This is a genomic window from Promineifilum sp. (SeqCode) (assembly GCF_041918635.1).
GTDB lineage: Bacteria > Chloroflexota > Anaerolineae > Promineifilales > Promineifilaceae > Promineifilum.
Window position 1 is genome coordinate 1 of sequence record NZ_JAYRVJ010000328.1, and the last position, 12,389, is coordinate 12,389.

10 protein-coding genes and 1 pseudogene are annotated in these 12,389 nt (G+C 64.6%); 2 read left to right on the plus strand and 9 right to left on the minus strand.

Annotated elements, in window-relative coordinates; genetic code table 11:
- From ACE3UY_RS10465 to amrS, 9 genes and pseudogenes are all read right to left on the minus strand, one after another.
- Nucleotides 1-1,859 (minus strand): annotated as a pseudogene (locus ACE3UY_RS10465) (hypothetical protein); the annotation flags it as partial.
- A 124-nt stretch (nucleotides 1,860-1,983) separates the two neighbouring features.
- Nucleotides 1,984-2,883 carry a sugar ABC transporter permease gene (locus ACE3UY_RS10470; RefSeq protein WP_374687476.1) on the minus strand — a complete coding sequence of 300 codons (900 nt, stop codon included), beginning with the start codon at nucleotides 2,881-2,883 and terminating at the stop codon, nucleotides 1,984-1,986.
- The gene (locus tag ACE3UY_RS10475) at nucleotides 2,883-4,484 is read right to left on the minus strand and encodes an ABC transporter permease subunit (protein WP_374687477.1); all 1,602 of its coding nucleotides are present in this window, start codon (nucleotides 4,482-4,484) and stop codon (nucleotides 2,883-2,885) included. Before ACE3UY_RS10475 ends, ACE3UY_RS10470 begins: the two co-directional genes overlap by 1 nt.
- A gap of 183 nt (nucleotides 4,485-4,667) precedes the next feature.
- Complete coding sequence (locus ACE3UY_RS10480) at nucleotides 4,668-6,488, minus strand: extracellular solute-binding protein (protein ID WP_374687478.1); 1,821 nt, start codon at nucleotides 6,486-6,488, stop codon at nucleotides 4,668-4,670.
- Between the two features lie 203 nt (nucleotides 6,489-6,691).
- Nucleotides 6,692-7,162 carry a MarR family winged helix-turn-helix transcriptional regulator gene (locus ACE3UY_RS10485; protein WP_374687479.1) on the minus strand — a complete coding sequence of 157 codons (471 nt, stop codon included), beginning with the start codon at nucleotides 7,160-7,162 and terminating at the stop codon, nucleotides 6,692-6,694.
- An 81-nt stretch (nucleotides 7,163-7,243) separates the two neighbouring features.
- Nucleotides 7,244-7,960, minus strand: coding sequence for a lysophospholipid acyltransferase family protein (locus tag ACE3UY_RS10490; RefSeq protein WP_374687480.1), 717 nt, complete (start codon nucleotides 7,958-7,960; stop codon nucleotides 7,244-7,246).
- Between the two features lie 40 nt (nucleotides 7,961-8,000).
- Nucleotides 8,001-8,219: a hypothetical protein gene (locus ACE3UY_RS10495; RefSeq protein ID WP_374687481.1), complete on the minus strand. Its 219-nt coding sequence runs from the start codon at nucleotides 8,217-8,219 to the stop codon at nucleotides 8,001-8,003.
- A 139-nt stretch (nucleotides 8,220-8,358) separates the two neighbouring features.
- Nucleotides 8,359-9,342, minus strand: coding sequence for a TrkA family potassium uptake protein (locus ACE3UY_RS10500; protein ID WP_374687482.1), 984 nt, complete (start codon nucleotides 9,340-9,342; stop codon nucleotides 8,359-8,361).
- 85 nt (nucleotides 9,343-9,427) lie between these two features.
- On the minus strand, nucleotides 9,428-10,519 hold the full coding sequence (amrS, locus tag ACE3UY_RS10505) for an AmmeMemoRadiSam system radical SAM enzyme (protein ID WP_374687483.1): 1,092 nt from the start codon (nucleotides 10,517-10,519) through the stop codon (nucleotides 9,428-9,430).
- Nucleotides 10,520-10,737: 218 nt separating this feature from the next.
- Here amrS and amrB point away from each other — a divergent pair, with 218 nt between their 5' ends.
- Nucleotides 10,738-11,562, plus strand: coding sequence for an AmmeMemoRadiSam system protein B (gene amrB / locus ACE3UY_RS10510; protein ID WP_374687484.1), 825 nt, complete (start codon nucleotides 10,738-10,740; stop codon nucleotides 11,560-11,562).
- 158 nt (nucleotides 11,563-11,720) lie between these two features.
- A complete protein-coding gene (locus ACE3UY_RS10515; protein WP_374687485.1) occupies nucleotides 11,721-12,326 on the plus strand; it encodes a deoxynucleoside kinase in 606 nt (201 codons plus the stop codon).
- Nucleotides 12,327-12,389 lie beyond the last annotated feature (63 nt).

Here is a 12,389-nt window from a genome sequence, read left to right on the forward strand (position 1 = left end):
ATGAGCGGCGGCTCCGCTTCCAGTTCGGTGTAGACCCGCTTGAGCGTGTTGCGGAACTGGGCGTCGAACGAGGCGTCGTCGGTGGAGTCCTGATCGGAGCCGTACCACCAGAACCAGTCGGAGCCTTCGGCGATGTACATCTGGGTGAAGGCCGCCTCTATTTCCTCCGGCGTCGCGTTATCCCGGTTGTTTCCGGTGATGTACGTCTGGAGGTAGACCCGCGTCTCGCGCAACAAGTCCCAGGCGCGGTTCTCCTCTTCCTCGCCGATCCACGTGCTGAAGTCGCTGTTGATCCACGACCCGGCCCACAACCGGCCGAGGCGCTGCGGTTCGGGGGCCATGTCCAGGAACTCGGTTGGCGTGACGGTGACGATGGACGGCTCCTCGCTCAGCCGCTCATAGAGCGCGTGCAGGAACGCTTTGCCATCGTTCTCATAATGCTCCCAGGCGTTCTCGCCGTCGAGGATGACGGAGACCAGATGGGGGCCTTCGCCGCTTTCGCCCTCCGCGCCGCCGGACTGGAGTTGGCCGCAGATGTTGTGGATGCGCTGGATGAAGTCATCGGCGGCGGCCTGGCCCGGCAGACCGGAGTAGGTGAAGCCCACCTTGTCGGAGATGATCAGGTCGCGGAAGAGGATGGCAACCGGCCCCCCGTTGCGCCCCTGAACGTTGTAGGGGCGATAGAGGGTGTCGGCTTCGACGACGACCTCGGCGCTGTTGCGCGTGAAGCTGCCCATGCCTTTGCTGCGGGCCAGCACGCCCTCGCTGCTGGCCATCCATCGCAGGCCGTTGGCGGCGACCATGCTGAGCATCTCTTCGGCCACGGAACCCTCGGAGGGCCACATGCCGCGCGGGGCCTGGCCGAAGCGCTCCTGATAGGAGGCCACGCCGCGCTCCACCTGGGCCACGGCGTCCTGGCCGAAGCGGAACGGCTGGCTGGGCAGCGTCAGGTCGGGCAGCGCCTTCAGGGCCAGATCGGTATCCACCAGCAGCGGCAGGATGGGGTGGGCGAAGGGCGTCATCGTCACTTCGATCTGGCCGCTGTCCTGCAACTCGCGGTGGATGGGGACGACCTCGTTGATGAGGCGCAGGTGCTCATCGAGGACGATCTGCTTGTCCTCTTCGCTGAACCCCTCGCCCTTTTCGACCAGCGCCGCCAGCGGCTCCTCGGCCAGCCAATCGGGATCAGTCCAGGCCAGATTGAAGAGCAGTTGCAAGTCGCGGAAGTCATCGGCGGTGAAGTCGCCCAGCGCGTTATCGCTGCCGTCGCGCTTGTCCAGCAGTTCCTGGTAGCGCGGGAAGCGGGCGACGATGGTGCGGTTGGTGTCGAAGAAGCGGTCGAGGATGAACTGCTTTTGCTCGTCGGTCAACTCCTCGGCCGGGATGATAGTGTGTTCCCAGTACAGGTCGGTCGCTCCGGCGGCCAGCGCGTCCAGCTGGCTGAGCAGGCTGGGCGTCAGGTTGAAGGTCGCCTTGATGTTGGGATACTCCCGCAGGATGGCGGCCATGTCCACGTAGTCCTTGGCGGCGTGGAGGCGCACCCAGGGCTTGGTGAAGACGCCCGTCTCCGGGTCCTGGTAGTAGACCGGCTGGTGCTGGTGCCAGATGATCGCCAGGTAGATCGGATCGTCCGGGTCGCAGGCGGCCGGGACGGGTGTCGGCGTGATGGTCGGTTCCGGCGTTGGGGCAACGGTGGGCGGCGGCTCGGTGGGTTCAGGCTCGTCGGTGGCGGTGGCCGCGGCCGTCTCGGCTGTGGGCGAGGCGGCTTCGGTGGGCGCGGCCTCCGGTTGTTCGCGGCAGGCGGCGAGGGTGAGCAGCAGGATGAGGACTAGTAGTAGACGTGTTGTGTTGCGTCGCATGGGTTTGCCTTCATGGTAGGGCGGTTTGCCAAACCGCCCTACATATAGAAAGGGGGCATACGCCAGTATACCCCCTTCCTATTCTCAAGTAGGCCCGCGCTTTGGGGCGGGCGCGAAAACGACTTTAGCCCTTCACCGCCCCGGCCGTCAGGCCGCCGACGATGTAGTCTTGCAGGAGCAGGTAGATGGTGACCATCGGGATAGCCCCCATGACCGCGCCGGCGGCGAACGCGCCCCACTCCTGCGCGTAGTTCGCGCCGATGAACGTCTGCAAGCCCAGCATCAGCGTGAACTTGCTGGCCGTGGTGATCATGATGCGCGGCATCAGGTAGTCGCTGTAGGTGCCGAAGAAGGTCAGGATCATCGACACGACCATGATCGGCCGCACCAGCGGGAACAGCAATCGCCAGAAGATCTGCCAGTCTGACGCCCCATCGACCTTGCCCGATTCGTCAATGTCGCGCGGGATGGAGTCGAAGAAGCCCTTCATCAGCCAGACGTTGACGCCCAGCGTGCCGCCCATGTAGATCAGGATCAAGCCGCCGTGGGTGTTCAGGCCCAGGAACGGGATGTAGTTGCCGATCTGTTGCAGGATGGCGAACAGGGCGACCATGGCCAGGATGGCCGGGAAGACCTGGATGAGCAGGATGACCAGCAGCAGTTGGCTGCGCCCGGCCCAGCGGAAGCGCGAGAAGGCGTAGGCGGCCATCAGGGTGATGAGGCCGGCCAAAAGGGCGCTGATGGACGAGATCTTGAACGAGTTCCACATCCACAGCCAGAAGTCCTGGGCGAGGATGCGCTCATAGTTGCGCAGTGTCGGCGGGCTGGGGATGAGCGACTGGCCGGAGATGCTGCCTGTCGGGCTGAAGGAGGCCGAAATCGTCCAGATAATCGGGAAGAGCGAATAGATCAGGACGATGGCGGCGATGATGTATTTGAATACCAGCGTGATGCGATAGCGCGCCTTCTGGCTCTGGCGCAGCGCGCTCAGGGAACTGGTCTTGGTGGTGGTGGCAGCGGTCATCAGTTTGTCGTCTCCTCCCAGGATGCCATGCGGCGGTGCTGGAATATCGTCACGATAACCATCATGAAGAAGATCATGATCGTGATGGCCGAGGCGTAGCCGTACAGGGCCAACCCGCGTCCGAAGGCCAGATTATAGACGTAGCTGATCAGGATGTCGGAGTGCCCGGCGGGCAGGGCCGTGCCGACCATGGGCGGGCCGCCGCTGTTGAACAGGTAAATGACGTTAAAGCTGTTAAAGTTGACCGTGAAGGACGAGATCAACAGCGGGCCGACGGCCACCAGGAGCAACGGCAACGTCATGTGGCGGAACGCCTGCCAGGCGCTCGCCCCGTCAATATCGGCCGCCTCATACATATCCGTCGGGATGGCTTGCAGCGCGCCGCTGGAGATGAGCATGAAGTACGGGTAGGCCAGCCAGACATTGATGACGATCAGAGCCACCTTAACCCAGGTGGGGTCGGCGAAGAACGGCGGCCAGCCGACCGGCTGGTTGAAGATGCTCTGCAGCATGTTGGGCACGACGCCCTCTAGCGGGTTCAGGATGCCGCGCCAGACCAGCAGGGTGATGACCTGCGGCACGGCGAAGGGGATGATGAGCAGCGACTTGATGATCCGCTGGCCGGGCATGGTCCGCCCGAAAACGATGGCGATCATCAACCCCAGGGCAAACGAGAAGAGAACACTGAGCAGGGCGAAGGTGACGTTCCAGGCGAAAATGCGCAGCAGCGGCCCGCGGAATGACGGATCGGTCAAAAAGCGCTGGTAATTTTGCAGGCCGATGGTGACCTGATAGCCGGGTGTGAGGCGCGTGCCGTCTTCGGCGGTGAAGAAGCCCGTTGCCTCATCGGCAAAGTAGGTCACGTTGTCGCGCATGTCAATCATGGCGTTCTGCTCTTCGTCCCAGACGAAGCGCTGTTGGAGCTGGGCGGCCTCCCCCAGGCGGCCCGTTAGCGACACGGCCGTTTCTTCGAGGCCGAAGGTAGTGGCGCTGATGGCGGTAATGTTGCGCACCGTCTCGGCCCGCGAAAGGCGCGTCCAGCCGGGGATGGTGGTCGGTATGCCATCGGCATCCAGGGCCCCGGCGCCAATGGCCTCGGCCGTCAATTCATCGTCAACCGTGGCGAAAAAAGAATCTTCCGCGCCGATGAGCCACAATCCATACTCGCCCGTCTCGTCGTTGCGGAAGACAGTGTACTGTAGCGTCGCGCCCGTCTCCGGCAGAAAGGTACGCTGCTCCAGCACCTCGATCGCCTGCACTTTGGGCAAGAGGTTGCTCGCGCCAAAGTTGGTGAACGAGATGTAGATGGTGAAAAGAATGGGGTAAACCGAGATTAACAACATGAACGCCAATCCCGGTGACATCCAGCGCATGGGATAGGCGCCTGGGGCGAGGAAGATGTAATTCATCACCAGGGTGATGAAGCCGATGATTCCCGCCAGCGGCCAGTAGCCATCGGACAGGAGTAGGTAGATGAAGAAGAGGGCAAACGCGTCGAAGATGATCAGACCCAGTATTCGCAGCAGGCTTCCGGTGACGGTTGTCGGCCGTTCACGTTGGGAAGACTGGCCTTTCTCCGGTTGAACCTCAATGGCAGCCATGAATTTCCTCCCTCATGGTTTCTCCCATGACTTGATAATGTACCCTGCTCGACTCTGCCGTGGCAGGAGCCGCAATCGCTGGAGGCAGCCGATTGGCGAGGGCGCGCCACCCGGCCGGTAGCCCCGTAAAGCAATCACGGCGGCCTCTCCGGGGAGAGGCCGCCGTGATTGGCTACTCACTCATTAGCCGCCGCTGATGGCGGTAATGATTTGCTGCTGGGCGTTGGTGAAGGCGTTTTCCGCCGTGTCCGCGCCCTGCGAGATAATGACGACGGCGTTACCCCAGGCGTCCCAAACGGAGGCCATTTCAGGGATGGCCGGCATCGGGTCGGCGTTGGCGCCGGCCGCGCCGAAGGCGGTGATGTACTCATCCTCGACGGCTTCCAGCGTCTCCAGGAAGGCCGGCGGACGCGGGTTGCCTTCGTACATGGCCATCATCACTTCGGGCGTGGCCACGAACTCGGTCAGGAAGATCTGCGCCAGGAGCGGATCCTTGGCGAAGGCGCTGATCATGAACCCGTGGGCGCCCAGGAACGGACGGCCAGCTTCCTCGGTCTCGCCGGGGATGTTGCAGATCTGGAAGGGCACACCGGACTCAACGATGCGGTCAGTGACCCACGGGCCGGTGACCAGCATGGCCGCCTGGCCGGACTCGAACCACAGGTGCATCGTATCCCAGTCCATGGCCGGGGGCTGCAGGCCTTCCGTCACCATGGTCTCATACCACTGGGCGGCGGCGATGGAGCCGGGGTCGCCTACGCCGACGTCCGTCGGGTCATAGCTTCCGGCCTCGTCGCGGCCGAAGATGTAGCCGCCGAACGCGGTCTGGATCGGATAGAAGTGATACGGGTCGCCTTCCATGCGGACGAAGCCATACTGCTCGGCATCGGCAGCGTGCAGTTCAGCCGAGATGTCATGGACTTCGGTCCAGGTCGTCGGGCACTCCGGCACCAGATCGGTGTTAATGAATAGCGCGACGTTCTCGGTGTTGACCGGCATGCCGTACAGCTCGCCGGCGTACGTGAAGGCCTGGATGGCCGCGGGGGCGAATTCGCTGGCCCGCTCGCCCAGGTCGACCGGGGCGATCAAACCGCCGGCGGTCAATTCGCCGAGCCAGTCGTGGGCGCCGATGATGATGTCCGGGCCTTCGCCGGCCGGGCCCGCGGTGGAGATCAGGCGGCGGATGTCGCCGAAGCCAACCTGCTCCAGGAGCAGTTCGACGCCGTACTCATCCTCGAAGGCCGTCTCGACCTCGCGCAGGGCGGGCATGCGCAGGTTGTCAGCCCAGATGCGGATGACCGAGCCACCAGCGGCGATCACTTCCTCAGCCACAGCGGCGTTGAGGATTGTCGGCGGCACCTGGACGGCGTCAATGACGTGGATGACGCCATTGGCCGTCTCGATGTCGGTGGCGACCAGGTTGAGCGCCGACAGGTCCAGCGGTTCGCCGGCGGCCGTGTCGAGCATCGCATCTTCATCAGCGGTCACATCAGCGGCCATCATAGCGCCGCTGACCATGTGATACTGGAGGATGCGGGCCAGATCGCCGGTCGGGTCAGCCATCAGCTCTTCGAGCATGGCCGGATCCAGCGCCTCGAAGGCGGCGTTGGTCGGGGCAAACAGCGTACCGGGGGAGTCGGCGGCCGGCTCGGTCAGCTCTGACGCGCCGAAGGCCTCAACCAGGGTGCTGAAGTTCGGGTCGCCGGCCAACAGCTCGGTCATGGTCTTGGTCGTGTCGCTGGCCAGGGCGACTTCAGCTGGGGCCTCTGCCTCCGCGGTCGGCTCGGCGGTCGGCTCTTCAGCCACCGGCTCGGCCGTCGGCTCCTCGGCCACCGGTTCGGCGGTCGGCTCTTCGACCACCGGTTCGGCGGTCGGCTCCGCCGCTGCTTCCGTAGCGACCGGTTCTTCGGTCGTCTCAGTCGTGCCGCCGCCGCACGCCGCCAACATCAGGGCGCCGAACAGCAGCACTACTACCAACAGATACCACTTGGTGTTTTTCATCATTCTCCTCATTTAACAGAATCGATCTATGAAGCGTTTAGACGCTTCGGGACACACAGGTTGCCGGAATGTGAGCCACAATGGAGATTCAATCAGATTACCTCCGTTTGTGCCTCACTTCCATCACCATAGCAAGTATACAAAATTCTAAATCAAACTAGAAGGAATAACTACAAATGACGTGGTCAATCCCCGGCTTTTTTACTCTAATTCAAATCTTCAGAGAGGCGCAGCGCGGGTTGCGACCGATGCAGCGCTTCAGCCAGGGTGTAATTGAGGCCGCAAAGCAGGTCGGTCATTTGTTCAACGGCATCGTCCTCGAGCGCCGCCAAGCGTTCCTCAATGTAATGCCTGTGCTTCTCGGTGACACACGCTTCCAGGCTGGCGCCGGCAGGCGTCAGGTAGAGGCACTGCACCCGCCGGTCCCGCGCGTGCGACTGGCGCTCCACATAGCCGTCGTGCTCCAGCCCCTGCAGCAAGCGCGTGATATTGCTCTTGTCACAGAACATGCACTGACTGAGTCGGGTAGGCGACATACCGGGCGTGCTGGCAATGTGGCGCAGGGCGTAGTAGCGGGAAACGGTGAGGCCGTACTGCTCGAAGAAGTAGCGATCACCGAAGTCAAGTAGCAAGAATGACTCTTTGACCAGATCGTAGAGATGCACTTTGTTGGTCATTCTCCCCCAGCTTGATGATTGTATGTTGAATCTACAACCATTCCATTGAGGCACTCTAGCACACCGCGGCGGGGCTGTCAACTAAACGTAAGGCCCGCGGTTCTCCGGCGGCAGGAGGGCGGCCATGTGGCGCATCAACTCGTGGCCCATCTCGTCCAGCCGGTCGCGCCGCTCGGCTTTCGAAAGCGCGGGGTCTATGACCAGCGGCCCAAATGGCGGGCCGATGATCATGCGCACCGGCGTCCGGCGCAGGCGGCGCAGGTTGTCGAGGATGCGCTCGGTGCCGAGGAAGACGGTCGGCAGGATGGGTGCGCCGCTGCGCACGGCCAGATAGGCGGCGCCGGGCCGAGGCGTGATGAGTTGGGCGCTCAACCGCGAACGCGGCCCATTCTGATCGGTGGTCAGCTCGCCGGCCAGGGTCAGGAAGCGCAATGAGTCATCGACGCCGCCTTCGGGCATGATGCCGATCATATTGCCGGCCGCCAGCCAGTCGAAGGCGCGGCGCAACGCTGTCCGGTCGGGCTGGCCGCGCCAGATGGGGATGATGTCGAACAGGCGGATGAACGCCTTGAGGACGCGCGACTCCTGCAACTCCGTCGCCGCCAGCCAGGTCAGGCGGTCGCCGTAGGGCAGGAAGACCATCAGCAGCGGGGCCTCGAACAGGCTGAAGTGGTTGCCGATGATGATCAGCGGGCCATCGGGCGGCAGGTGTTCGCGCCCCTCGATCTCCAGCTTGAGGCCGATACGAAATAACAGGCGGACGAAGCCGCGGATGAGGGAGCGGAGAACAGCTTCCATGGGTTGAGTCAAGACGAGTGCTTTGGTGAATGATACGCGATTAGGTCAAGGGCGGGTAACGAGCGTCGGGAGATTGCTGCTCGTCGTTTAGCCGGAGACAGACGGGGCAGATGTGCTCGCGGCCGACGGTGTGCAGGCGGCTGTGGGCGCGACGGTCGCGCAACTCGGCCCCACACAGCGCGCGGCGGGAGGCGCGGCTGCTTTCGACGATGTGCCAGACGTCGCCACACAGGAGCACGACGGGGTTGCTCTCTTCCACAGTGAAGTATGCTATCCAGGGGAACCACCTCACGCAAAGAGCGCTAAGAAGCAAAGAACGCAAAGCAAGAATGGCTTTTCTTCGCGTCTTTTGCTTCTTAGCGCTCTTTGCGTGAGCTCTTCCTCATGCGCGTCGCTCCTCACCGATTCGCCCCCGCAATCCTTCCAATCTGCTCCGGCCCGCCCAGAACGGCCAACGTATCCCTCGTCGCGACGACGCAATCGGCCGCCGGGTGGTGCTCGGACGCACCGTCGCGCCGCAGCAGCACGACGCTCACGTTGTAATCCCGCTCGATGTCGCCCACGGCGAGGCCAGCCAGTTGAGAGGCGCGGCCGATCTCCAGACTCGCCAGGCTGAACGGCTGCCCCTCGACAGTGATCGGCCGGGCGATGTCCACGCCGGAGGCCGCGGCGGCGAACATGGGCGCGGCCATGCCTGTGGCGCTGAAGGCGCGGTAGCCGAACTGCTGCGTCACCTCTTCGGCGAACTGGTCGTCGAAGATGCGGATGACGACCTCGATGTCGGGATTCAGCCGGCGCGCGCGAAAGGCGATCTTCAGGTTGAGCACGTCGTTCTGAGTGCAGATGAGGATGGCCCGCGCCCGGGCGACGCCCGCGCCGTCCAGCGCCTCCACCCGCTGGCCGTCGTCCTCGATGACCGGCACGTTCAGGCGGCGGGCGCGGTCAACCAGGTTGACCTTGGGAGTTTGCTCGATGACGACGACCTCGTGGCCCATGTCCACCAGGGTTTGCATGACGCGAAAGCCCAGGTGGCCCAGACCGATGAGGACGACGTGACGGTTGAAGGTCGAAGCGACGGCCATCTCCCACTCCTTGCGCCGGTGGCGGCGATTGAAGAACAGCGTGCCGAAGTCGGCCAGACCGGCAGCCAGGACGCCGATGCCAACCACGGGCATGAGGAAGTAGAACAGTTGCAGATACCAGACGTCGGGGAACTCCTCGGTGGGTTGGAGGAAGGTCAGGCCCAGCGCACTGTAGATCGACTCGGCCACGCTGTCGAGCGGCTGGCCGGCGCGCCGGGCCAGGGCAAAGTAGAGCAGCCCGCCGCCGATGACCGTCAGGGCGAACAGCAGCAGCGGCCCGGCGAACTGGCGCAGCAGCAACAGCGTGTCGCGCCAGGCCGCGCGCAGGTTGCGCCGCCAGGCGTGGCCTCGCGGCGATGGGCCGCGCCCGGCGCGGGGCGCGCCGTCAGCGATACGCCGCCTCCGCCAGCCGCACCGGCCGCCGCCGCGCGCCCCAATGGCCCGGCGGCCCCGCGAACACGCCGGCGCAGGGCGTCCCGCAGCGCCGGCAGCGGCCGTCGCCGGTCAGATTCCAGGCGGTCAGGTTGTACCAGTCGCGGCCGATCAGCCGCTCGCCGCACTGGTGGCAGGTCGTGCTGCCGCCTGGCTCGTCGTGGACGTTGCCGGTGTAGGCATAGCGCACGCCGTTGGCCACGGCAATGCGCCGCGCCCGCGTTAGCGTCGCCGGGGGCGTCGGCGGCCGGTCGAGCATCTTGTAGTCGGGGTGGAAGGCGGTGAAGTGCATGGGCACGTCCGGCCCCAGCTCAGCCACCACCCAGCGGGTCATGGCGTCCAGTTCTTCGTCGCTGTCGTTCAGGCCGGGGATGAGCAGGGTGGTGATCTCGAACCAGACGTCCGTCTCGTGCTTCAGATAGCGTAGCGTGTCCAGCACGGGCGCTAGTTCGGCGGCGCAGACGTCGTGGTAGAACGCCTCGGTGAATCCCTTCAGATCGACGTTGGCGGCGTCCATGTGGGCGTAGAAGTCGGGGCGGGATTGATCGGTCATGTAGCCGGCGGTGACGGCCACCGACTTGATACCCAGCGCGCGGCAGGCGTCGGCCACGTCCATGGCGTACTCCATGAAGATGACCGGGTCGTTGTAGGTAAAGGCGACGCTGTGGCAGCCGAGGCGCTGCGCGGCGCGGGCGATGGTCTCCGGCGCGGCCTGGTCGGCCAGCGTGTCCCACTCGCGCGACTTGCTGATGTCCCAGTTCTGGCAGAATTTACAGGCCAGATTGCAGCCGGCCGTGCCGAAGGAGAGCACGGACGTACCCGGCAGGAAGTGGTTGAGCGGCTTCTTCTCGATAGGATCGACGCAGAAACCGCTGGAGCGGCCGTAGGTGGTCAGCAGTACTTCGCCGCCCGCCGCGCCGCGCACAAAGCACAGGCCGCGCTGGCCGTCCTTCAGCTTGCAGGCGCGCGGACAGACGTCACACTGCACCCGGCCGTCGGCCAGGCGATGCCAGTGGATGGTAGGTGTGCCGGTAATTGGTTCCATGATAGTTACCTCCGCTTGTCGGTGGGAGAAGCGCAGGGGGGCGGGGATGCGGGTGAGCAGGGGAGATATAAAGTTCTCCCCCGCTCCCCCGCCCCCTTGCACCCCTGCACCCCTGCCAGCTATTTCCGACGCAAGGCGTGTACATTTGTATTATACTATAGTAGACGATCCCAGCGCGGCCGATCTTGTTCGACCGTGGGAGCGCCGAGGAGGTCATCATGTCGAGCGAAATACGCCGCCCGGCCGTGGCCGGCAAGTTCTATCCGGCCGACCCCGATCAGCTGGAGGCACAGGTGCAGCAATACCTGAACGAGGCTCAGGCCCCGGAGGAGTGCCTTGATCTGCCGCTGGTAAAGGCCGTCATTGCCCCCCACGCCGGCTACCCCTACTCTGGCCCCATCGCCGCTTCGGCCTACTTGCACCTGGCGTGCAGCGACGTGCCCATCCGGCGCTTCATCCTGATCGGCCCGGCCCACTTTGTGCCGGTGCGCGGGCTGGCCGTGAGCGGCGCGGCGGCCTTCGACACGCCGCTCGGCCGCGCGCCGGTGGACGAGGAGGGGCGCGCCGCGGCGCTGGCGCTGCCCCAGGTGACGGTGTCCGACGCCGCTCACCGGCCGGAGCACTGTCTGGAGGTGCAACTGCCGTTTCTGCACACGCTCTGCCCCGACTTCAGTATCGTGCCCTTGCTGGTGGGCGAGGCCACGCCGGCCGAGGTGGCCGAGGTGCTGGAGCGGCTGTGGGGCGGGCCGGAGACGCGCATCATCATCAGTTCTGACCTGAGCCACTACTTCAACTACCGGACGGCGCGGGCGCTGGACGAGGCGACTGCCGCGGCCATCGTCGCTCTGGAACCGGACGCGCTGCGCGAGGACGCCGCCTGCGGTCGGGAGGCCATCGCCGGCCTGCTGCTGGAGGCGCGCCGCCACGCCATGACCGCCGCGACCATCGACCTGCGCAGCTCCGGCGACACCGGCGGCCCGCGCGACCGGGTGGTGGGCTATGGGGCGTTCACCTTCGTCGAGGCCGCCCCGGCGGCGCTCTAAGAATATCATCCGCAGATTACGCAGATTGAAGAAAGAGACTCACGCAAAGCGCGCTAAGATCGCCAAGAGCGCAAAGTTGAAGCAATCCTTGGCGTTCTTGGCGCTCTTCGCGTTCTTTGCGTGAGCCTCTTAATCTGTGTAATCTGTGGATTCTTCTTATGAGCAAGATCGTTGTCATCGCGGGCAATTCGGGCGTGGGCAAGACGACGCTGGCCGCGGCGTTGTGCCGGGCCGCGCCGTTTGCCAGCGGGCTGGAGCAGCATGTCGAGCGGCCGTTTCAGGCGCTCATGGCCGCCGACCCCACCCGCTACGCCCTCGCCAACCAGGTGGATTACCTGCTGCTGCGCGCCGAGCAGGAGCGGGCCATGCGCGCCGGCCCAGCCGTGGGGCTGATCGACGGCGGCCTTGACCTGGACTTCCACGGCTTTACGCGCCTCTTCCACCGCCGCGGCTACCTGACCGACGCTGAATTTGCCCTCTGCGAGCGCCTATACCGCGCCCTGCGCGCCCTGCTCGGCCCACCCGATCTCATCCTCTACCTGACCGCGCCGCTGCCGGTCATCGAGGCCCGCTATGCCCGGCGCGGCCGCCCTCTGGAGATCGCCCGGCTGGATGACCTGGCGCACATGGAGACATTGGTCGCGGAGTGGGTGGGCGCGACGACGGACGCGCCCGTCATTCACGTGGACGCCGCGGCTGACGATTTTTGCGCGCCGGCGACAATTGCCCTCCTGCTCGAAAAAATGCAAAAGTTTCTCGCCTAGCGCCCCGTCCCTTTTTTGAGTGTTGCTCGTTTGGTGGATAGTCCTATCCGTATCAGGGATAGA